The sequence below is a fragment of the Tunturiibacter empetritectus genome (assembly GCF_014201375.1).
GTDB classification, from domain to species: Bacteria; Acidobacteriota; Terriglobia; order Terriglobales; family Acidobacteriaceae; genus Edaphobacter; species Edaphobacter lichenicola_D.
In genome coordinates this window covers 1,202,446-1,222,594 of record NZ_JACHDZ010000001.1, presented here as the reverse complement: position 1 = coordinate 1,222,594, position 20,149 = coordinate 1,202,446, and the positions used below count along the sequence as shown (strand labels likewise).

The window sequence follows — 20,149 nt, the reverse complement described above, 5'->3', positions numbered from 1 at the left end:
GATGTACGACCTACCATCTCCTGAGGTTCTCAATGGCCCTGGCTTTTCTCGATCGTGACCGCTCCATAGCCCCCGCAGGATACAGCCGATGGCTGGTTCCACCCGCAGCCCTTGCAATCCATCTCTCCATCGGGCAGGTTTACTCCTTCTCCGTCTTCAAGAATCCTCTCCTGGCTCTGCACGGAGCCGATGGCTCCGCCTGGAACCTCAAGGAAGTCGGCTATATCTTCTCGATCGCAATCGCCTTCCTGGGTATCTCGGCCGCACTGTTCGGAGCGTGGCTCGAGAAGGCAGGTCCGCGTCGTGCCATGTTCTACGCCGCAATCTGCTTCAGCGCAGGATTCATCATCGCCTCGCTTGGATCGAGCACGCATCAACTCGCTTTAATCTATCTGGGATATGGCGTGGTCGGCGGGATCGGCCTTGGACTCGGGTATATCTCCCCTGTATCCACCCTCATCAAGTGGTTCCCCGACCGTCCGGGCCTAGCCACTGGCCTCGCAATTATGGGCTTTGGCGGCGGCGCAATGATCGGCGGACCTCTTGCCAACAATCTGATGGCTCACTTCAAAGCCGCTGGCCAGCCTTCAATTCCCTACACCATGGTCACCATGGGCGTCCTTTACTTCATCTTCATGATGTTCGGTGTCTTCACCATCCGCGTCCCGCCAACCGGCTGGAAACCGGAGGGATGGGTGCCATCGGTCAACCACTCCGCGCTGATCTCGAGCCATAACGTCGCCGTCACCGAGGCCTGGAAGACGCCACAGTTCTGGCTGCTCTGGGTCATGCTGTTCGTCAACGTTACAGCCGGCATCGGCATACTGGAGCAAGCCGCGCCCATGATTCAGGACCTCTTCAAGGGCCAGATCAGTCCCGCAGCCGCCGTCGGTTTCGTAGGGATTCTGAGCATCTTCAACATGGCCGGCCGATTTCTCTGGGCCTCGGTCTCGGACTTCATCGGGCGCAAAGGAACTTACTTCACCTTCTTCACACTCGGCGCCATTCTCTACTTCTTTCTTCCCTTCTCACGGCAGGACAAGATCAACTCGATTCCGCTCTTTGTCGCAATCGCCGCGCTCGTCATTTCGATGTACGGCGGAGGCTTCGCCACCATTCCGGCTTACCTGAAGGATCTCTTCGGAGGCTACAACGTCTCTGCCATCCACGGACGTCTGCTCACCGCGTGGTCGGCTGCCGGAATCATTGGCCCGCTCATCGTCAATGGCATCCTTGACCACTACGTCGAAAACCACATGAACAAACAGGAAGCCTACCCGCTCATACTGCACATCATGTGCGGTCTGCTGGTCGTCGGCTTTCTGGCAAACCTGATGGTGCGGCCGGTCGCCGAGAAGTATTGGCTGAAAGACCAGAACGTCGTCGTCCCCGCCGGGGCTGCCCACTAACATAAACCGGCGGAGGCCCTCGTCTCCGCCCCATCTCCCACGCTCAGGAGCCGACTCATGGCAGATTCAACGAACGTCAAAAAATCCTCCCCACTTCTAATCGCAGCGGCTTGGATTATCGTCATCATCCCGACAGCATGGGGGCTTGACTACACCGTAAAAAACGCCCTGAAGATCTTTGCTGCCTCCACTCCCACGCCCGCTGTTCCAGCAAAGTAACTCGAGCGTTACTTCACCACCCCTTAGCGAACCAAGTCACACTAAGTTGAACTGAACTCTAAAATGGCTGGCCGCTGTAGACTCCAACTATCGTGAATTTTTACTGGCCATCGTTGATCGGCTTCTTTCTTGGCTTCGCTTTCGGGGTGGGTTGTGCGCTGGCGGTGATGTACTCGATTTACATGGGAGGATATCGCGCGGCCGTACACGACTCCCAACTTCCAACCCCACCGGCGCGCTACACAAAAGTGCTTGAGAAGCACTCAGCAAACTCCTAATCCCCGCAAACCATCGATGAGAGAAGTCCTCTGACTCAAATCGGCAACACTCCCCGGGCCGCCAATTCGTTACGCATCTGCTTAACCTCGAGATGCAACTCCTCGATCGCCTTTCTCAGCTCCGCCCGCTGCGCGTCATCGCTCATCGACTTGATCCCTTCGAGATAGAAGTTTCCATTCGGCTCAAGAACGCACTTCTCCACCTCGCTGAAGTCGTTGAATCCCTGCTTGTGGAGCACAGATCGCAGTTCAATCTCTGTGAGCGCTTCTCGTTTAGCCTCCTCCCAATCGACAACTCCATGACGAATCAACACCGACGGAGACCCTTCGAAGGCCTGGTTCAGCTTCGGCATATTGAAGAGAAGGCGCGACAGCAGCCAATTAATTGTCAGCAGTGAAAGCGCGCCGATGATCCCCCCGGATACTGAGTTGTCATCGCCAATCATGGCGTTCTGTACGGTATTTGAGAGGCTCAGCAGCACCACCAAATCGAACGGGTTCAGCTGAGCGAGCTCTCGTTTGCCAAACAACCGCAAAAAGCCGATAAGGAACACGTAGACAATAACCGGTCTGAGAATCTTTTCCAGCAGCGGCAGATGCAGATGAAACATGCTCTCGATCAAAGTGTTCTCCTCCTACACCATCACAACATTAGAGACGGGACGGCGGCGCGCCACTCCACGCTCGCCGCCCCTTCGAAACATTGCTATGCATATCGTTTCTGATGCCACTCCCAGGCACTGGCCATAATCCGATCCAACTCTGCGTACTCAGGCGTCCACCCCAATTCAGCTTTAATCTTCGCCGAACCTGCCACGAGAACTGCTGGATCGCCCGGCCTGCGATCGCACTCCTCGACAGTAATGGGCCTGCCCGTAACGCGCCGAGCCGACTCAATGACTTCCAGAACGCTGAATCCCTGTCCATTGCCAATGTTGTAGATCAGCCTGCTGTTCGACTCACTGAGCGCTTTCAGGGCAAGGAGATGCGCCTCAGCCAGATCGCGAACATGAATGTAGTCGCGGATGCAGGTTCCATCCTTGGTCGGGTAGTCACGCCCGAAGATTTTAATGTTCGCCCGCCTCCCAAGAGCCACATCGAGGATCAGCGGGATCAGGTGCGACTCAGGTTCATGCGCCTCCCCGTACCCCTCAATAGCTCCTGCGACATTGAAGTAGCGCAGGCTCGCGTACTTGAACCCGTGGACGAGGTTCATCCATCGAAGCATGTGCTCTACAAGCAATTTGCTCTCTCCATAAGGATTAGTGGGCTGCAATTTGGCATCCTCGAGAATCGGCGTCTTCTCGGGCTCCCCATAGCAGGCAGCTGTGGAACTGAAGACCAGCCGGTCGTGTCCCGTAGCCAGCATCGCCTCAAGAAGGGTCAAGGTTGCCGCAGTATTGTTTCTGAAATAGATCTCCGGATGCTTCATACTTTCGCCGGCTTCGATCAAAGCCGCGAAGTTCATCACCCCATCAAAACGCCCTTCGCGGAGAGTCTTTTCGATCAGAGGCCGATCCGCTATATCGCCCTCGATAAACGTGCTGTTTTCAGCAACCGCCGAGCGCTTGCTATGACAAAGGTTATCGAACACTGTGATGGAATGGCCTTGAGTCAGCAAAATCCGCGCTACCGTACCGCCGATATAACCCGCTCCGCCTGTTATCAGAATCTTCATTCATCGTCTCCTAGTACCCTTCTTGGATACCACAAAAGTGCCAGTGTCAATCACTTACGCTTACGGCACTATACTTGCAGTAAGAGAAGAGCAGAGCCCCGGCCCTGAAAGAAGAGATACCTCCCCGAAGCACGGCGCCTGCTACAACCTTTTCCTTCGTCGCTTGCGTCTGTTAAGTCGGGCCGACACAGCGTTCCAAACTCCCTGGTGATGTCAAAAGTTGCATTGAGTCAAAGACCACAGGTTCGAATCACCCTATGGCGCTCCGGCATAGCACCTCGGAGTTATTCCTCCTTCGCATCGGTTCTGTTTCCATGACAGTACTGGTGTAACTCTCCCGCCCTCGATCTACGAGGCACTTCAAGGACTTTTTATGGCAAAGCCGCTCCGCAGTGATGATCCCACACCGCCGAATATGCAATTCGCACACTTCGGCGTCCTGAACGACGGCAACCAGAGCAAGTCCTCGCTCTTCACCTCCATCGCTCTGAACGTTGTGCTTGCGCTCTGCGCCATCATCATCGGCGCGGCGGCGAAGAAGACGATCGACACCAGGCACAAGCTCACGGAGTTGACTGAGCCGATTCCGATGAAGAAGCCCGATGAGCCGCCTCCGATCAAGATCAAGCCGCCAAAACTTCCGCCCCCGCCAGTGGTCAAGGTCGAGCCGCCAAAAATCAAACTGCCCGACGTAAAGCTGCCCGATGTTCCCAAGCCGCCTGAGATCAAAATGGTGCAGCAGATGCCGGTCGTTCTTCCTGCACCTCCCAAGCTGGTTCAGCCTCCGCCAGCTCCCAAGGTCGTCAGCCTCGCCCAAGCCCAGCCCGCTGCTTTGATCAACAACTCTCCCCATCCGACTGCTGTCGCCCTCGGTTCGCAGACCAACCCAATCGCACCATCGAATCGCCCTTCTACAACAGCTATCAATCTTGGCAACAAGGGAATGTCTGGGATGCCAGCTTCAAATAACGGCATGGGAGCGCAATCAACAGTTGTCAATCTTGGTTCCGGCTCACCCGGCAGTCAGAATATGCACGGCAGAGATAACGCCTCGGCTGGTGTTGTCGGCGTCAAGCTTGGAGTCACTGGCGGCACCGGACCAATGAATGCCCCAGGTCGCACCGCCGGCGTCGTCAATCTCGGCCAGAACACCCCACCGCCTATGCCGAAGCCTGCTGGTCCGTCCACAGCAACTGCCAAGTCTGCACCCAAAGTTCTCTTCAAACCTAAGCCAGCGTACACCGAAGAGGCACGCAATCTCCATATTGAAGGCGTCGTCACGGTCAGGCTCCGCGTCTCTTCCTCAGGCGCTGTCCAGGTTCTTGGCGTAACCAGCGATCTCGGCCACGGCCTTGGCGACTCTGCCATTCACGCCGTACAGGCCACCCGCTTTCAACCCGCAACAGACGCATCGGGACATCCGGTCGATTGGGAAGGTGTTGTCAATGTAGCTTTCCAACTCGCCGGATAAGAAACATTTTTTGTTACGTTGTTGCAGCATGAAATAGCATCTAGTCCATAATCAGGCTGACCCCAGGGGTCACCGTAGGAGCCGTAAATCATGATTCTCGGGAAACAGTCTACCGCCGGTCTGCTGCTGGCATTTCTAGTCGCAACCACTCTCCCCGCTGGAGCAGGCATCCTACATCCTGGCAAAAAGAAGAAGATGGATGAGGACCTCTCCACAACGCGCAAGCCGACGGCCGCGCAGAACGCACTTATTGACAAGGCGATCGCCCGCGAAAAGGTGATCGTCAAGACCGTCAAGGAACGGGCTCCTCTCGTGGAGACCTACATCCAGACCATGAAGCCGGATCCGCTTCTAGGTCAGGTTCCCGAGTCTGACGAGCACTTCCTCAGCCGCGTTGACTTCAAAAGCGTCATCGGCGACAACTCTTATGTGGTCAACAAAGAAACCTCGAAAGGTACCAGCAACGACGGTAAGCTTGGATTCTTCAAGCACTCCGTGTCTTTCGTCGGCGGTCTCGGCAACAGCCTCCATCTGAACTTCCACGAGTCCGGCTTTGTGCAGATGCTGCTGATGGACTCCAACAGCTTCGATCGTCAGCACTATACTTTCGGCTATGTACGCAACGACTTCCTCGGCAACACTCCGACGGCGGTCTTCGACGTGACCCCGATTGAAGGCAAGAAGTCCTTCGGTCGCTTCTTCGGCCGCATCTGGATCGAGTCGCGGAGCGGAAACGTTGTTCGCTTCAACGGTGACTTCGCAGGTACCCAGGAAGATCAGAAGGAGTTCTATCACTTTGACAGCTGGCGGACCAACGTCCAGCCCGATCTCTGGCTCCCGACCTCCTTCTATGTGGAAGAGAGTGATCCTAAGAGCGTCTCCCGCACTCTCAAGTTCAAAGCCATTAACCACATCTGGGGTTATGTGCTGAAGGTCCCGCCACCAGAGAGCGAAAACACCTCAATGGACGTCGTCGGTGCAACCGACGTCAGCAACGAGGCACAGGACGTCAGCCCTCTCGGTGCCCAGCGGGCCTGGGTCCAGCAGGCAGAGGACAATATCGTCGAGCGTCTCTTTCAGGCAGGCCTGCTCGATGCGCCGAGCGAGTTCGACAAAACTCTTGAAGCACTCGCTGGCAACATTCTGGCGTACAACAACATCACACTCTCCAGGCCGATACGCTGCCGAACACTGCTGACCGAACCGCTGGAGTCTCTCGCAATTGGCAATACTATCGTTATCTCAAAGAGCTTGCTCGATACCACTGGCGTTGTAACTCAGGACGGCGCGCAGCAGATGGGCAACCTCAATGCGATCCTGGCCTTCCAGATTGCACACATCATTCTCGCTCACCGTCTCGACACCAAGTACGCCTTCAACGATCGTCTGCTCTTCCCTTCTACGACGGTCTTCAACCGTATCCCGATGCACCACACCGACGCCGACAACGCGGCAGCAGCAAAGAAGGCAATGGAGTTGCTCAATGCGAAGGAACTCGAGGGCGGACAGCAGTACTTCAGCCTTTACCTCCAGCAACTGCAACAGCGAGTTAAAAATTTGAAAGCGCTCAACGAGCCGATGATCGGCGACGGTCTCGTCAAGAGCGACACAGATCCTACCTTCTGGATGCAGGCCATCACGGCTAAGGGCCCCAAACTGGACATGAAGGATCTGAAACAACAGGCAGCAATGCCATTGGCCAGCTTCCTCCGCTTCGACCCCTGGACCGATCAGGTATTCGTCCTGCACTCGGCCTTCGAGCCTCTCCTAACAGCAGCCGACAAAATGCCTTTTGAGGTTGAGCCGGTCTACTTGAAACTTAGCTACTACAAGGCACCCGCAGAACCTGCAGCCGCTCCAGCCGCACAACCGGCGACCGCAGCTCCTGCAGACAACACTGCAGCACCAGCCGCAGCAGCACCGGCTGCCACTCCTCCACCAACCAACGCACAACAAAACTAACCCCTAGAGCGTGGATGGACCCTGGTCATTCAGACCGTCCGCGCTTTTCCTGTCTCGGGCCCGCTCCCAGGCCACGGCGCATGCATCAAATTTTGTTTGATAAGGAGGCACACTGTTGAAGCGGCATATTCTTATTGGCTGTTTCACCTGCGTCCTTAGTCTGACTCACTGGTCGCATGCGCAAGCCGTCCCGACCGCCTCTCGCACTGCCGCGATACAGATCGGTGCCGCAGGAACATTCATAAGCCCCGACTATACGCAGCATTATATTAAGGGAATCTCCATCTACGGCAACTACGATATCGGTCAACACCTGGGAGTCGAAGGCGACATTCACATTTCGGTCATTACGCCCGGCGATATCAGCGAGAACTCTTACCTCCTGGGCCCGCGCTACAAATGGCATCACAAACGCTTTGAGCCCTACGTCAAAGCCCTGTTCGGTGTCGGCCGCTTCGGGTTCCAGTCTGGCAGCTTTAACACGCCGGCAACGTTTACGTATTTCCAATATGCGCCCGGTGCCGGCCTGGATGTGCGAGTAACTCGGCACATCAACGTACGCGCTTTCGATGTTGAGTTCCAGAAATGGCCCAGCTTTGAACCCAATGGCCTTTCCCCTATCGCCTACACGTTTGGTGTTGCCTATACTTTGCGCTAGCCGGAGAGCTTGTCTCATGATGAAGTTGTTGCTTTACCTCAATATCCTGTCGCTACGCTATTCAGCCTGCGGTAAGGAATACGCTATTCGACAGGAGTGCACGTGCTGACAAAGGTTGTTTTTTTTCTGGGCCTGTTGGGGGCCGCATCCATGCTAAGCGCGCAGGCCAATCCTACCGCAACTCGCGCAGGAGATCTCAAGATCGGCGGCGGCTTCTCCACCGCGGACTCCGACTACGGAGATCGGTTCAATGGTGGCGCGGCCTACTTTGACTTCGACTTTCTCCCTCACATAGGGGTAACGGGCGAGTTCCATTTCGTTAAAGATCAGAACGATCTCTATGAGAAGACTTATGAGGTGGGCGGCCGTTACTTTCGCGAATATCGCCGGTTCGTTCCTTACGGCAAGGTCCTCTACGGGCGCGGCGTATTCAACTTCCCTGTCAACCCGGATGGATTCCGCCCAAACCTCGCCTATAACCTTATAGCAGCCGGTATTGGTACCGATTACAAGGTAAAATCCTACCTCTACGTTCGCGCCGACTGGGAATACCAGCAATGGTTTGGCTTCGCGGGCTCCAGTCTTACCCCGAACATCCTCACGCTGGGTGCGGCCTATCGCTTCCGGTAGAAGATCCTTGATCAGACGCACGTAATCCAAAACATGAAGCCCCGGTCAACGCCGGGGCTTCTCCTGCTAAAGCGGCTAATCGTTAGATTAGAAGTGATACGCGATGCCGATCGAAGGAGTCGAGATGACCTCATAGCGATTGGTATTGAAGATATTGCCCGGAAGGCTGAAGGTTGGAGTCTTCACCAGGAAGGCACGGTACTCAGCTCGAATGTCGAAGCTTGGGCTTAGCTCATACGCTACACCGCCGCCAAAGAGAGCACCGATATTTGTATTCCGCTTTGCGTCGAGGTTGGTCGATCCCGCATCCTTGAACGGCGAGAAGAACATTACGCCCGGACCGGCTTCAAGAAACGGGTTAAAGTGCTTGAAGTTCAGGTTGAATACATATGCGGCACTGAACTCCTGCTGCAGGGTATGGATGCCGCCGTTGGCCTTCCCGAAGACCTGATAATACTGCGTGTTTTGTTGGTATCCGTAGTTAACTTCAAGTCCGCTCCGCGGCGTCAGTAGATAGCGGTAGCTGGCAACCAGTCCAATAGTCGTGCTTGTGTTTTTCTGCACGCTGTTTCCGGTAATCTGTGGGGCAAACGCAGCGCTTCCGCTTACGCTCACGTCCTGCCGGCTCTCCTGCGCATAACCGGCTGCCGCAGATAGCGTCAGCACTCCCAACAACAACATCGTCTTCTTCATTCTTCGCTGGATCCCTTCGAATTCGCCCATAACTTTCTACGCTGTCCCGCAGGCAACGCGCTTCAAAGTTACGGCACGCCGTTATCACTGTTCTTCATTGTAACCGCACCGCTGCCCGAAGTTGTACTACCGACGCAAGAAGGGCCGGAGGATCTGCATCTCTCCGGCCCTATTCCCACCTTTCGCCTGACGCATTATTGAGGAGGAGGAGGAGGAGTCGCTCCCTGTCCACCCTCGCGACTCTCTCTACGCTCCTTCATCTGAGCCTGCAGAGCGTCATACTTCGTCTTTTGATCGTCGGTCAACACGGCGCGTATCTTGGCCTGCGAGGCTTTATGGATGTCGATCATCTTCGCTCGCTTGTCAGCCTGAGGAGTCGCAGTGTCCTGACGCAAAGCCATCATCTGGGTTCGCGAATCGTCGTCGATCGCCTTTACCTGGGTCACCTGATCGGGAGTCAGGTTCAGCTTCTTCGTCAGGAATTCGATCTGGTGCTCCTCCCGTTGACCTGCCCCCCGATGGCCGCCATTCGGTGGGCCCGCCTGATCCTGCGCGGGCGGCGGAGCCGGGTCCTGTGCCATCGTGGGAAGTGCGCTCAACATCGTGGTGCATAGCGCCAGAAGAGCTACTTGCAATACTGGTTTACGAAATAGTGTCGTCATCGGATTCTCACTCTCATACTGCATTTGCCGGAAGAGCTTCTCCGGTGGTCAATCTACTCGTACAGACGCTCTTTTTGTGCAAAGGTTCCGGTGTCTCGCAAAATTCACAGCCCCATTTACACTCCCCGTTCGGCCTGAAAGCAGTAGGGATCGCCATGCGCCGCCGCATAGGCCTCCACCACGTTGAGAAAGGCCAGCGCCGCATGCGACAGGGTGGCCTGCCTGCGATAAACCAGTCTCAGCTTGCGCTCAATCTGCAGCTCCGGCACCTGAACCCGCACCAGCGCCCCGCTCTCGAGCTCGGTCCGTACCGTCAGCCCCGGCACCAGAGCCACGCCATTCCCCATCTCGACAAATCGCTTGATCGCCTCCAACGATGGCAGCTCTACCCCCATCTGCAACGGAGTCTTATGCCGTTTGAATGCCTGAATAACCTTCTGCCGCTGCGGCGACGGAATGTTATGCGCGATAAAATTTTGTCCGCCTAGCTGTCGGATCGACACCCTTCCTGCTCCAGCCAGGGGATGTCGCGGATTCACCACAAAAGCCAACTCATCCCGGTACACGACCATCGACTTCACCTGGGTATCGTCCGGGCGAAAGGAGAGCACCCCCAACTCCACAGAGTGCATCAGCACCTCGTCCGAGATCCTGCTGGCCAGCGTTCGCTGCACCGCCAGTTTGATCCTGGAGTTCTGCCTTCGAAACTCATCAAGCAGCGGCAGCAGATAAAGGCAGGTGTACTCGTTCGCCGCCAGGTTCAGCCTGCCCCGGTGAAGCTCCCGCAACTCCGTCAGTGCCCCCGCCGCCTCATTCCGCAGATTCAGCAACTTAGAGGCATACTCCCGCAAAACCTCCCCCGCATCGGTCAGCGTTCCATCTCGCGAAGAGCGCTCGAACAGAACCTCTCCCAACTCCCCCTCCAGTTTGGCGATTGCCTGACTCACCGCTGGCTGAGTACGATGGAGGCGTGCTGCCGCTCGCGAGAAACTACGCTCTTCTGCCACCGCCAGAAACGTCTCCATCTGGACTAAGTCCAATCCTTACCTCCGTGCAGCCGAGATCTACCGCTTGAATGTCGCAATTAGAATTTCTGATAAACCTGCAAACCATCATAAGCATGCATTATGATAACGTCCAGATCGAGAGTGCTAAATCTAATGTCCTCGCCTAATCAAATCGTCTTCTTCGACACCACCCTCCGCGACGGTGAACAGTCCCCCGGCTGCACCATGCACCACGACGAAAAACTGCGCATGGCCCACCAGCTGGCAAACCTCGGCGTTGACGTCCTCGAGGCTGGTTTCGCCATCGCCAGCCAGGGCGACTCCGACTCCATCCGCATGATCGCCCGCGAAGTTCGTGGCCCGCGCATCGCCTCCCTCGCCCGCTGCAAACGCGAAGACATCGAAGCCGCCGCCCGTTCCATCGAGCCCGCCGACAAGGCTCGCATCCACACCTTCCTGGCCTCCTCCGACCTTCACCTCGAAGCCAAACTGAAGATCACTCGCTCCGAGGCACTCCATCAAGCCGCGGAGTCCGTCCGTCTCGCCCGCACCTTCGCCGACGACGTCGAATTCTCCGCCGAGGATGCCACCCGCACCGACCCGGACTTTCTCGTCGAGATCGTGACCGTGGCCGTTCAGGCCGGAGCCACCACCATCAACATCCCCGACACCGTCGGCTACACCACGCCCGACGAGTACGCCGCCACCTTCCGAATGCTCTTCGCAAAGGTGCCCGGCATCGTTGGTCCTGATGGCAAAGACAACGTCATTCTCTCCACCCACTGTCACAACGACCTGGGCATGGCCGTCGCCAACACCCTCGCGGGCATTCAGGCTGGAGCCCGCCAGGCCGAGTGCACCATCAACGGCGTCGGTGAGCGCGCCGGCAACGCCGCACTCGAAGAGATCGCAGCAGCCCTCATGGTTCGACGCGACAAGCTCCCCTACACCAACAACATCAAACTCAATCAGCTCTTCCCCACCAGCCAGATGCTCGCCGAATTCATCAGCTTCGGCTGCTCACCCAACAAGGCTGTCGTAGGCGCAAACGCCTTCGCGCACGAGTCCGGCATTCACCAGCACGGCATGATGGCCAACCCGCTCACTTACGAGATCATGACGCCCGAGTCGGTCGGTGTTCCCGCGACGAATATGGTGCTCGGCAAGCACAGTGGGCGGCGTCTCCTCGAACAGCGCCTCACCGAACTCGGACACAAGCTCACCCGCGCCCAGCTTGACGACGTCTACCATCGCTTCACAGAACTCGCCGATCGCAAAAAATCCATCTACGACCAGGATCTGCTCGGCCTTCTGCAACCGGACAAGTCCATCGTTCCCACGCACTAGATCTACACCAAAGGAAACTGCGTCATGCGCCTCAAAATTGCGGTTCTCGCCGGCGACGGCATCGGCCCCGAAGTCACCCATCAGGCCACGAATATTCTTCGCGCTGTGGCCGAGCTGGGTGGCCACGAATTCACCTTCGTCGAAGGCCTCATCGGTGGCACAGCGATCACCAAAACGGGTTCGCCGCTACCAACCGCCACGCTCGACGCCGCGCTGGAGTGCGATGCCGTCCTCCTCGGAGCCGTTGGCGACAACAAGTTCAACGCGCTCCCTCCAGACAAGCGCCCCGAAGCCGGCCTTCTACAGATCCGCCAGGCTCTCGGCGGCTTCGCAAATCTGCGTCCATCCATCGCCTACACCGCGCTCAGCGAGAGCTCTCCGCTGCGCCCCGAAGTCACCAAAGACGTCGACATCCTCTTCGTGCGCGAACTCCTCGGCGGACTCTACTTCGGCGCCCCACGCTGGTGGGACCGCGAGAGCAACGAGGCCATCAACACAATGCGTTACACACGCGACGAAATCGTTCGTGTAGCCCGAGTAGCCTTCGAGCTCGCCAGCAACCGCCGCCAGAAGGTCACCTCCGTCGACAAGGCCAACGTCCTCGAGGTATCACAGCTTTGGCGAGCCACCGTCACCGAAGTCGCAAAAGACTATCCCTCCGTGACGCTGGAGCACCAGCTCGTCGACTCGATGGCGATGCACATCATGAACATCCCCCGAAACTTCGACGTCGTCCTCACCGAAAATCTCTTCGGCGACATCTTGTCCGACGAAGCCGGAGTCATCACCGGTTCCCTCGGCATGCTGCCGTCAGCCACCATCGGAGGCGCTGTCAATCTCTACGAGCCCGTTCACGGCAGCGCACCCGACATCGCCGGTACCGGCAAAGCCAATCCGCTCGGCGCGATCTTAACCGCTGCGATGGTCCTCCGTCACTCCGCCAATCTCGAGCAGGATGCCAAGGCCGTCGAAGCAGCGGTCAACAAAGTTCTCAACGCCGGCTACCGCACCGCCGACATCGCACGCGGGCAGCAACCCGGCCAAACCCCCGTCAGCACACAGGAGATGGGCAAGCTCGTACACCAGGCACTGGCCGAGTCCATTGACCGCCGCCAGGCCATGCACGCCGTCTAAACGACATGAGTTCGAGATTCAAGACGGCCCTGGCAAACCTCGCAATCACCGCAGCGTTGGTCTATCGCTGGCTGCGGGGAGCGCCGCCGATGGCGCTCCTCATCACGGCGATCATCATGTTTTCTCTGGTCAACGGTCTGCTGTGGCTCAGTCAAAGGCACTTCAACCAACCCAAACGCGGTCGCTAGTCAAAATGAAGATGCGCCATGCCATCCAACTCGCCGCCACTCTGCTGCTCTTCGCAGCTCCGGCCGCGCACGCGCAGATCTCTTCACCGCAAATCAAGCGAGACAAGAAGCAGCCAAAAGAAAACGTCGAGTGGCTATGGCAATACGGCCCCCCGCCAGCCGACGACCGCGAAACCCAGTTGGTCCTCGATAACCGCTTCCGTCCATTTCTGGCCCAATATCTCACCGCTCCACAAACCTTCTGGGGCAGTCCCAAGACCGGCTACAAACCACTCGACGAGACCGCACTCGACTTCCTATCAGTTCCCGACAAGGTTCTCGCCGACGACAACCGCTATCTCTCGATCACCGGCTGTGTCTTCCGCTTTAGCCCCGCGCGCGGCCTCCTCTGGGTCGACATGGGACTTCCCCATCCTCTCATCGCCTTCGCCGCCATCGACTGGATAAAGGACAGCAGAACCCCCAGCGAACCCGGCGCCGAATACACCCTCTGGATCTTCGCCAATCATCCCATCGACCCCGACCACATCCCCCCTGCGCTAACTCACAGCGTCGCCCGCTGGACCGCACAACCGCCCTCCGGCAGCACCGTCATTCAACAGATTACTCGCGCCATTCTCGTCGACCCCGACGGTACGCCTCATCAGATTCAGGCGGCAACCATCGGAGCCAACACGTTCACCAAGCCTCAGGATCTCACCAAGTCCCAGGACGACCAGAAAGCACAGCCATGAGCACACCCCCAATCACACCCCAAACAACACCGTCGAATACTCCCAAAACACTCTTCGAAAAAGTATGGCTGCAGCACCTCGTCGCCGAGCCGCAGGGTGAACCCAGCATCCTCTACATCGACCTGCATCTCGTCCACGAGGTCACCAGCCCTCAGGCCTTCGACGGTCTCCGCATGGCAGGCCGCAAGCTGCGCCGCCCCGACCGCACCGTCGCCACCGTAGACCACAACGTCCCCACCAGCAGCATCGAGGACCGCCTCCACATCGTCGATCAGATTGCCTCCAAACAGATCGAGGCGCTACGCAAAAACTGCGCCGACTTCGGAGTCGAACTCTACGACGTCCAATCGCCGAACCAAGGCATCGTCCACATCATCGGCCCAGAGCTTGGCCTCACCAAACCCGGCATGACCATCGTCTGCGGCGACTCGCACACCAGCACCCACGGCGCATTCGGCGCACTCGCCTTCGGTATCGGCACCAGCGAAGTCGAACACGTCATGGCCACACAGACTCTCCCACAGGACAAGCCAAAGACCTTCCGCATCAACGTCGAAGGCACACTGCCCCACGGCGTCACCGCAAAGGACATCGTCCTCCACATCATCGGCGAGATCGGCACCGCCGGCGCCACCGGCTACGTCGTCGAATACGCTGGCTCTGCCATTCGCGCCCTCTCGATGGAAGGCCGCATGACCATCTGCAACATGAGCATCGAAGCCGGCGCCCGCGCGGGAATGATCGCCCCCGACGCCACCACCTTCACCTATCTCAAAAGTCGCCGCTTCTCCCCGCAAGGAGCAGCATGGGACGGAGCAGTAGCTCACTGGTCCGAACTTGTAACCGACGAAGGAGCAATCTTCGACCGCGAACTCACCCTCAACGCAGCCGACATTACCCCCACCGTCAGTTGGGGAACCTCGCCCGGCATGGTCACCGGCGTCAAGAGCACCGTCCCCCTGGCCGACCCCACCGCCAGTGAGGCCGATCAAAAGGCCTTCGAGCGCGCCCTCGAGTACATGGGTCTCCACGCCGGCGAGCCCATCGAAGAGATCAAGATCGACCGCGTCTTCCTCGGCTCCTGCACCAACGCCCGCATCGAAGATCTCCGCGCCGCAGCCTCTGTCGTTCGCGGCTACCACGTCGCCACCTCGGTTCGAGCGATGGTCGTCCCCGGCTCGCAGTCCGTCAAAGCACAAGCAGAAAAAGAAGGCCTCGACAAAGTCTTCACCGAAGCAGGCTTCGACTGGCGCGAACCCGGCTGCAGCATGTGCCTCGGCATGAACCCCGACATCCTCGCCCCCGGCGAACGCTGCGCCTCCACCTCGAACCGCAACTTCGAAGGCCGTCAAGGCCGTGGTGGCCGCACTCATCTCGTCAGCCCGCAGATGGCCGCCGCAGCAGCCATCACCGGCCACTTCACCGACATCCGCACATGGCAGTTCAAAGATCAGCCAGCCCAGAAGGAGGCGAGATAATGCACCCCATCAACATTCTCACCAGCCACGCTGCCCCTCTCGATCGCCCCAACGTCGACACCGACCAGATCATTCCCAAGCAGTTCCTCAAGCGCATCGAACGCACCGGCTACGGCGACTTCCTCTTCTACGACTGGCGCCGCATCCAGGACGGCCCCGACGCTGGCCAGCCCGACCAGACCTTCGTCCTCAACAAACACCATCACAAGGGCGCGAAGATCCTCATCGCCGGGAAAAACTTCGGCTGCGGCAGCTCCCGCGAGCACGCCGCCTGGGCTCTCACCGACTTCGGCTTCCTCGCCGTCATCGCTCCCAGCTTCGCCGACATCTTCTTCTCCAACGCCGGAAAGAACGGCATGGTACTCGTCCGCCTCCCCGAAGCCGACGTGCAAACATTGATGCAACGTTCAGAAAAAAGCCCCGCCCACAAAATCACCATCAACCTCGAAGCCCAGACCGTCACCGACGACGAAGGCTTCAGCGCACACTTCGACATCGACCCCTTCCGCAAATACTGTCTCCTGAACGGCCTCGACGACATAGGCCTCACCCTACGCCACGAATCTGCGCTCGACACGTTCGAAACGAAACACGACACCGAATTCTGGCTCAAACCTCGCGCAATCGCAGTTTAAACACGTATCTCGCTAACTCGCTGACGCGCTCTACCTGAAAGGCTATGACTTTGAGCAACGAACTCAATTCTGCAAAGAGATATTCGAAAGTCCTCACCGAAGGCCCATCCCGCGCCGCCGCTCGCTCTTATCTACGCAGCGTAGGCTTCACCAAAGAAGACCTGCACAAGCCCATCATCGGCATCGCCAACACCTGGACCGAGGTTGGCCCCTGCAACTTCCATCTCCGCGACGTCGCCGCTGCCGTCAAGCAAGGCATCCGCGACGCTGGCGGCACTCCCATGGAGTTCAACACCATCACCGTTCACGACGGCATCACCATGGGCACCCAGGGTATGAAGGCCTCGCTCGTCTCCCGCGAGGTCATCGCCGACTCCATCGAACTCGTTACCCGCGCCAACTCCTTCGACGGCCTCGTCTGCATCGCCGGCTGCGACAAGAACATGCCCGCCGCCATCATGGCTCTCGCCCGCCTCGACATCCCCGGCCTCATGCTCTACGGCGGCTCCATCGCCCCCGGCAAGCTCCCCCAGCCCGACGGCACCACCAAGGAGATCACCATCCTCCAGGTCTTCGAAGGCATGGGCTCGCACGCCGCCGGCAAGATCACCGATGACGAACTCGAAGCCCTCGAAGCCGCCGCCTGTCCCGGCCCCGGAGCCTGCGGCGGACAGTTCACCGCCAACACCATGGCCATGGCCGGCGAGTTCCTCGGCATCTCACCCATCCAGATCACAGGCGTCCCCGCCATGTCGCCCGACAAAGCCGCAGCCAGCCGTGAAGCCGGACGTCTCGTCATGGAGCTCGCAAAGAACGACCTTCGCCCGTCGAAGATCGTCACGCGCAAAGCCATCGAGAACGCCTACGTCTCCGCCTGTGCCTCTGGTGGCAGCACCAACGCCGTCCTCCATCTGCTCGCCATCGCACGCGAGTTCAACATCCCCTTCACCATCGACGACTTCAACGCCATCAGTGATCGCACGCCGCACATCTGCGATCTCTCCCCCGGCGGCAAGTACGCGGCCACCGACTATCAAGATGCAGGCGGCAGCCGTCTCCTCGCCAAGCGCCTACTCGACGCTGGGCTCATCGACGGCACGCAGATCACCGTCACCGGCAAGACTCTCGCCGAAGAAGCACAGCACGCGGTCGAAACGCCGAACCAGAAGGTCATCTATCCCACCGAGCACCCGCTCAAAGCCACCGGCGGCCTCGTCATCCTCAAGGGCAATCTCGCGCCCGAGGGTTGTGTCGTCAAAGTCGCTGGCCACGAGCGCCTCTTTCATCAAGGCGTCGCGCGTGTCTTTGAGTCGGAAGACGAGTGCCACGCCGCAGTGGAAGCGGGCAAGATCAACCCCAACGACGTCTGCGTCATCCGTTACGAAGGTCCGCGCGGAGGTCCCGGCATGCGCGAGATGCTCGCCGTCACCGCCGCCATCAAGGGCATCCCGGAGCTCAGCGAGACCGTAGCTCTCCTCACCGACGGGCGTTTCTCCGGTGCTACGCGTGGGTTGATGGTCGGCCACGTCGCCCCCGAAGCCCAGCTCGGAGGCCCCATCGCCGCCGTCCACGAAGGCGACACCATCACCTTCGACATCCCCAACCGCAAACTAACCCTCAACGTCCCCGAAGCCGAAATCGCCAAACGCATCGCCGCATGGAAGGCCCCCGAACCCCGCTTCAAACGCGGCGTCTTCGCCAAGTACGCCAACTCAGTAAGCAGCGCGAGTGAAGGAGCAGTGACCACGTAGCAGGAGGATGCACGCAGAGAAGGAGAGATTGATGCGAATTGAATTCCCACTCTTAGACTGGAAAGGACGACCGCTTAGCGTTCGAATTTTGCACGCCTTGTTCGTCGTTGGATTCATATCGTTCATCCCAGTTCTGCTATGGCATCAGAGAGTATTTCTGGCGATTGCTGCCACTCTCACCTGGATCGGATTTATGTATGCAGGGCTGTTCGCGCTATTTGCATCGCGCCAAACTGTAATTGATCTCTGGTATCCGCCAAATAGCCTCCAGAGGCTTCTGCCATGGAACTCAGAAGGTCAAGCGCTTATCGCAATTCGCTTGATCGGAACAATCGCGATAGGTTTTGTGAGCTTTATGGCCTATGTCATTCTCCGCAACGGTACGACTGTTGCTTACAACCACCTAGGACGGTAACGACCATGGCAGAGAAGAAAAATCAACATCCCCAACTCACCGGAGCTGAAATCATCTGGGCCACGCTCGTCGGCGAAGGCGTGGACAAGGTATTCGGCTACCCTGGCGGAGCCATCCTCCCCGCTTACGATGCGCTGCGCAAGTTCCCCATCCATCACATCCTCGTGCGCCACGAGCAGGGCGCTTCGCACATGGCTGATGGATACGCGCGCGCATCGGGCAAGGTTGGCGTCTGCATCGCGACCAGCGGTCCCGGCGCTACAAATCTCGTCACCGGCATAGCAACAGCCATGCTCGATTCCATCCCGATCGTCTGCATCACCGGGCAGGTAGGCAGCAAGGTTCTCGGCTCCGACGCGTTCCAGGAAGTGGACATCACCGGCATCACTTTACCGATCACCAAGCACAACTACCTCGTCACGCGCGCCGAAGACATCGCACCAACCCTGCGCGAGGCCTTTCAGGTTGCGACCAATGGCCGCCCCGGTCCTGTGCTGGTCGACATCACGAAAGATGCGCAGCAGAACACCGCCGCCTTCAACTTTGAATCCGCTGCGCCCGCCATCTATCGCCCACACCCCATGCTGCAGGCGGAGTCTTCTTCCATCCAGCAGGCCATCGAGCTAATCCAGCAGGCGAAACGGCCAGTCATCCTCGCCGGTCACGGCATCACCCACTCCGGCGCGGAGTCGCAAGTTCTCGCTTTTGCAGAGCGTCAACAGATCCCCGTTGCATGTACGCTGCTCGGCCTCGGAGCCTTCCCGACGTATCACCCGCTCTCGCTCGGCATGATGGGAATGCACGGCGAATCCTGGGTCAACAACGCCATTCAGCAGGCCGATCTGCTGCTCGCCTTCGGCATGCGCTTCGATGATCGCGTCACTGGCAACCTCGCGCACTATGCGCCGAATGCGAAGAAGATTCATATCGAGATCGACCCGTCGGAGATCAACAAGAATGTGAAAGCTGACGTGGCGCTCATAGGCGATCTTCGCGAGACTCTTGAACTGCTGCTTCCGCTGCTGCCGAAGAAGACGGATACAAGCTGGATCGGCGAGGTTAATGCGATGAAGGGCGATGCTGCCGTCCGCGACATCATCAATCTGCCCGACAATGGCCATCTTTATGCGGCCCATGTCATCAACGACATCTGGCGTGAAGCACAGGCAGCAGGCCGAGCCGATCGAACCATCATCGTTACAGATGTCGGGCAGCACCAGATGTGGGAGGCGCAGTACTACAAGCACGATGCGCCTCGTTCGCTGATCACCAGCGGAGGCCTTGGCACCATGGGATTTGCGCTTCCTGCGGCGATTGGGGCGAAGGTCGCTTGTCCTGACAAGGATGTGTGGGTCATCGCGGGTGATGGTGGATTTCAGATGACTGCGGCTGAGCTTTCGACCATTGTGCAAGAGGGCTTGGCGATCAATATCGCCGTGATTAACAATGGATTTTTGGGTATGGTTCGGCAGTGGCAGGAGGCGTTTTATGAGAAGAACTACGCAGCTTCGCCGATCCTGTCTCCCGACTTTGTAAAGCTGGCTGGCGCGCATGGTATTGATGGGGCGCATGTTAGCGAACGAAAGCATGTGACCCCTACGGTTACGAAGGCGCGCACCAGTGGTAAGGCATTTCTGATCAACTTTCAGGTTGAAAAAGAGGATGGGGTTTATCCGATGATCGCTCCCGGAGCGGCGCTCCATGAGATGGTGCGGCGGCCGGCAAATGATCCGCTTCTGGAGACGGCGGAAGATGAATAATTTTTCGTTTTCGCAGAAAAAAATTCTGGCTGTGGTGCCG

20 protein-coding genes are annotated in these 20,149 nt (G+C 58.2%); 15 read left to right on the top strand and 5 right to left on the bottom strand.

The genetic code is table 11. The annotated features are described in order from the left end of the window. Positions 1–32 precede the first annotated feature (32 nt). Together HDF10_RS05335 and HDF10_RS05330 are read left to right on the top strand one after the other, a co-directional pair. Positions 33–1,409, top strand: coding sequence for an L-lactate MFS transporter (locus HDF10_RS05335; protein ID WP_183811118.1), 1,377 nt, complete (start codon positions 33–35; stop codon positions 1,407–1,409). A gap of 57 nt (positions 1,410–1,466) precedes the next feature. Continuing rightward, positions 1,467–1,628: an MFS transporter small subunit gene (locus HDF10_RS05330; RefSeq protein WP_183811116.1), complete on the top strand. Its 162-nt coding sequence runs from the start codon at positions 1,467–1,469 to the stop codon at positions 1,626–1,628. Between the two features lie 313 nt (positions 1,629–1,941). Here HDF10_RS05330 and HDF10_RS05325 read toward each other — a convergent pair whose 3' ends face one another. Continuing rightward, positions 1,942–2,529 carry a DUF421 domain-containing protein gene (locus HDF10_RS05325; protein ID WP_183811114.1) on the bottom strand — a complete coding sequence of 196 codons (588 nt, stop codon included), beginning with the start codon at positions 2,527–2,529 and terminating at the stop codon, positions 1,942–1,944. Positions 2,530–2,612: 83 nt separating this feature from the next. Continuing rightward, positions 2,613–3,584 carry a UDP-glucose 4-epimerase GalE gene (gene galE / locus HDF10_RS05320; protein ID WP_183811112.1) on the bottom strand — a complete coding sequence of 324 codons (972 nt, stop codon included), beginning with the start codon at positions 3,582–3,584 and terminating at the stop codon, positions 2,613–2,615. Between the two features lie 373 nt (positions 3,585–3,957). On the opposite strand from galE, the gene HDF10_RS05315 reads away from it, so the two are divergent. The 4 genes from HDF10_RS05315 to HDF10_RS05300 all read left to right on the top strand — a co-directional run bounded on the left by HDF10_RS05315 (position 3,958) and on the right by HDF10_RS05300 (position 8,305). Next, positions 3,958–5,055 carry an energy transducer TonB gene (locus HDF10_RS05315; RefSeq protein WP_183811110.1) on the top strand — a complete coding sequence of 366 codons (1,098 nt, stop codon included), beginning with the start codon at positions 3,958–3,960 and terminating at the stop codon, positions 5,053–5,055. A gap of 90 nt (positions 5,056–5,145) precedes the next feature. Further along, positions 5,146–7,017 (top strand): hypothetical protein, encoded by a 1,872-nt coding sequence (locus HDF10_RS05310; protein ID WP_183811108.1) that lies wholly within the window; start codon positions 5,146–5,148, stop codon positions 7,015–7,017. A 115-nt stretch (positions 7,018–7,132) separates the two neighbouring features. Beyond that, on the top strand, positions 7,133–7,675 hold the full coding sequence (locus HDF10_RS05305; RefSeq protein WP_183767051.1) for an outer membrane beta-barrel protein: 543 nt from the start codon (positions 7,133–7,135) through the stop codon (positions 7,673–7,675). 102 nt (positions 7,676–7,777) lie between these two features. Then, entirely contained in the window at positions 7,778–8,305 is a 528-nt protein-coding gene (locus HDF10_RS05300; protein WP_183811106.1) for an outer membrane beta-barrel protein, read from the top strand. Positions 8,306–8,392: 87 nt separating this feature from the next. Here the strand turns inward: HDF10_RS05300 and HDF10_RS05295 are convergent, their stop codons facing one another. The 3 genes from HDF10_RS05295 to HDF10_RS05285 all read right to left on the bottom strand — a co-directional run bounded on the left by HDF10_RS05295 (position 8,393) and on the right by HDF10_RS05285 (position 10,700). Then, complete coding sequence (locus HDF10_RS05295) at positions 8,393–9,028, bottom strand: acyloxyacyl hydrolase (RefSeq protein ID WP_260177617.1); 636 nt, start codon at positions 9,026–9,028, stop codon at positions 8,393–8,395. 164 nt (positions 9,029–9,192) lie between these two features. Then, complete coding sequence (locus HDF10_RS05290; protein WP_183811104.1) at positions 9,193–9,660, bottom strand: Spy/CpxP family protein refolding chaperone; 468 nt, start codon at positions 9,658–9,660, stop codon at positions 9,193–9,195. Between the two features lie 116 nt (positions 9,661–9,776). Further along, positions 9,777–10,700, bottom strand: a complete 924-nt coding sequence (locus HDF10_RS05285; protein WP_183811102.1) for a LysR family transcriptional regulator — start codon at positions 10,698–10,700, stop codon at positions 9,777–9,779. A gap of 120 nt (positions 10,701–10,820) precedes the next feature. On the opposite strand from HDF10_RS05285, the gene HDF10_RS05280 reads away from it, so the two are divergent. From HDF10_RS05280 to ilvB, 9 genes are read left to right on the top strand one after another with little or no spacing between them, the layout of a single operon-like run. Beyond that, positions 10,821–12,014, top strand: a complete 1,194-nt coding sequence (locus HDF10_RS05280) for a 2-isopropylmalate synthase (protein ID WP_183811100.1) — start codon at positions 10,821–10,823, stop codon at positions 12,012–12,014. Positions 12,015–12,038: 24 nt separating this feature from the next. Beyond that, positions 12,039–13,148: a 3-isopropylmalate dehydrogenase gene (gene leuB / locus HDF10_RS05275; protein WP_183811098.1), complete on the top strand. Its 1,110-nt coding sequence runs from the start codon at positions 12,039–12,041 to the stop codon at positions 13,146–13,148. Between the two features lie 5 nt (positions 13,149–13,153). Beyond that, on the top strand, positions 13,154–13,336 hold the full coding sequence (locus HDF10_RS05270) for a hypothetical protein (protein ID WP_183811096.1): 183 nt from the start codon (positions 13,154–13,156) through the stop codon (positions 13,334–13,336). Positions 13,337–13,341: 5 nt separating this feature from the next. Next, complete coding sequence (locus HDF10_RS05265) at positions 13,342–14,070, top strand: hypothetical protein (RefSeq protein WP_183811094.1); 729 nt, start codon at positions 13,342–13,344, stop codon at positions 14,068–14,070. After that, the gene (gene leuC, locus HDF10_RS05260) at positions 14,067–15,548 is read left to right on the top strand and encodes a 3-isopropylmalate dehydratase large subunit (RefSeq protein ID WP_183811092.1); all 1,482 of its coding nucleotides are present in this window, start codon (positions 14,067–14,069) and stop codon (positions 15,546–15,548) included. The genes HDF10_RS05265 and leuC overlap by 4 nt, the downstream gene beginning before the upstream one ends. Then, positions 15,548–16,183: a 3-isopropylmalate dehydratase small subunit gene (gene leuD, locus HDF10_RS05255; protein WP_183811090.1), complete on the top strand. Its 636-nt coding sequence runs from the start codon at positions 15,548–15,550 to the stop codon at positions 16,181–16,183. Before leuC ends, leuD begins: the two co-directional genes overlap by 1 nt. A 44-nt stretch (positions 16,184–16,227) precedes the next feature. Beyond that, entirely contained in the window at positions 16,228–17,934 is a 1,707-nt protein-coding gene (gene ilvD, locus HDF10_RS05250) for a dihydroxy-acid dehydratase (RefSeq protein WP_183811088.1), read from the top strand. Positions 17,935–17,965: 31 nt separating this feature from the next. Beyond that, a complete protein-coding gene (locus tag HDF10_RS05245) occupies positions 17,966–18,349 on the top strand; it encodes a hypothetical protein (protein WP_183811086.1) in 384 nt (127 codons plus the stop codon). A 5-nt stretch (positions 18,350–18,354) separates the two neighbouring features. Further along, positions 18,355–20,109: a biosynthetic-type acetolactate synthase large subunit gene (gene ilvB, locus HDF10_RS05240; RefSeq protein ID WP_183811084.1), complete on the top strand. Its 1,755-nt coding sequence runs from the start codon at positions 18,355–18,357 to the stop codon at positions 20,107–20,109. Positions 20,110–20,149: the final 40 nt, after the last annotated feature.

Excerpts from the sequence above, each read along its gene's own strand:
- HDF10_RS05335 (WP_183811118.1), top strand. The coding sequence starts at position 33 with ATGGCCCTGGCTTTTCTCGATCGTGACCGCTCCATAGCCCCCGCAGGA.
- HDF10_RS05330 (WP_183811116.1), top strand. The coding sequence starts at position 1,467 with ATGGCAGATTCAACGAACGTCAAAAAATCCTCCCCACTTCTAATCGCA.
- galE (WP_183811112.1), bottom strand. The coding sequence starts at position 3,584 with ATGAAGATTCTGATAACAGGCGGAGCGGGTTATATCGGCGGTACGGTA.
- HDF10_RS05315 (WP_183811110.1), top strand. The coding sequence starts at position 3,958 with ATGGCAAAGCCGCTCCGCAGTGATGATCCCACACCGCCGAATATGCAA.
- HDF10_RS05310 (WP_183811108.1), top strand. The coding sequence starts at position 5,146 with ATGATTCTCGGGAAACAGTCTACCGCCGGTCTGCTGCTGGCATTTCTA.
- HDF10_RS05295 (WP_260177617.1), bottom strand. The coding sequence starts at position 9,028 with ATGGGCGAATTCGAAGGGATCCAGCGAAGAATGAAGAAGACGATGTTG.
- HDF10_RS05290 (WP_183811104.1), bottom strand. The coding sequence starts at position 9,660 with ATGACGACACTATTTCGTAAACCAGTATTGCAAGTAGCTCTTCTGGCG.
- HDF10_RS05280 (WP_183811100.1), top strand. The coding sequence starts at position 10,821 with ATGTCCTCGCCTAATCAAATCGTCTTCTTCGACACCACCCTCCGCGAC.
- leuB (WP_183811098.1), top strand. The coding sequence starts at position 12,039 with ATGCGCCTCAAAATTGCGGTTCTCGCCGGCGACGGCATCGGCCCCGAA.
- HDF10_RS05270 (WP_183811096.1), top strand. The coding sequence starts at position 13,154 with ATGAGTTCGAGATTCAAGACGGCCCTGGCAAACCTCGCAATCACCGCA.
- HDF10_RS05265 (WP_183811094.1), top strand. The coding sequence starts at position 13,342 with ATGAAGATGCGCCATGCCATCCAACTCGCCGCCACTCTGCTGCTCTTC.
- leuC (WP_183811092.1), top strand. The coding sequence starts at position 14,067 with ATGAGCACACCCCCAATCACACCCCAAACAACACCGTCGAATACTCCC.
- leuD (WP_183811090.1), top strand. The coding sequence starts at position 15,548 with ATGCACCCCATCAACATTCTCACCAGCCACGCTGCCCCTCTCGATCGC.
- ilvD (WP_183811088.1), top strand. The coding sequence starts at position 16,228 with ATGACTTTGAGCAACGAACTCAATTCTGCAAAGAGATATTCGAAAGTC.
- HDF10_RS05245 (WP_183811086.1), top strand. The coding sequence starts at position 17,966 with ATGCGAATTGAATTCCCACTCTTAGACTGGAAAGGACGACCGCTTAGC.
- ilvB (WP_183811084.1), top strand. The coding sequence starts at position 18,355 with ATGGCAGAGAAGAAAAATCAACATCCCCAACTCACCGGAGCTGAAATC.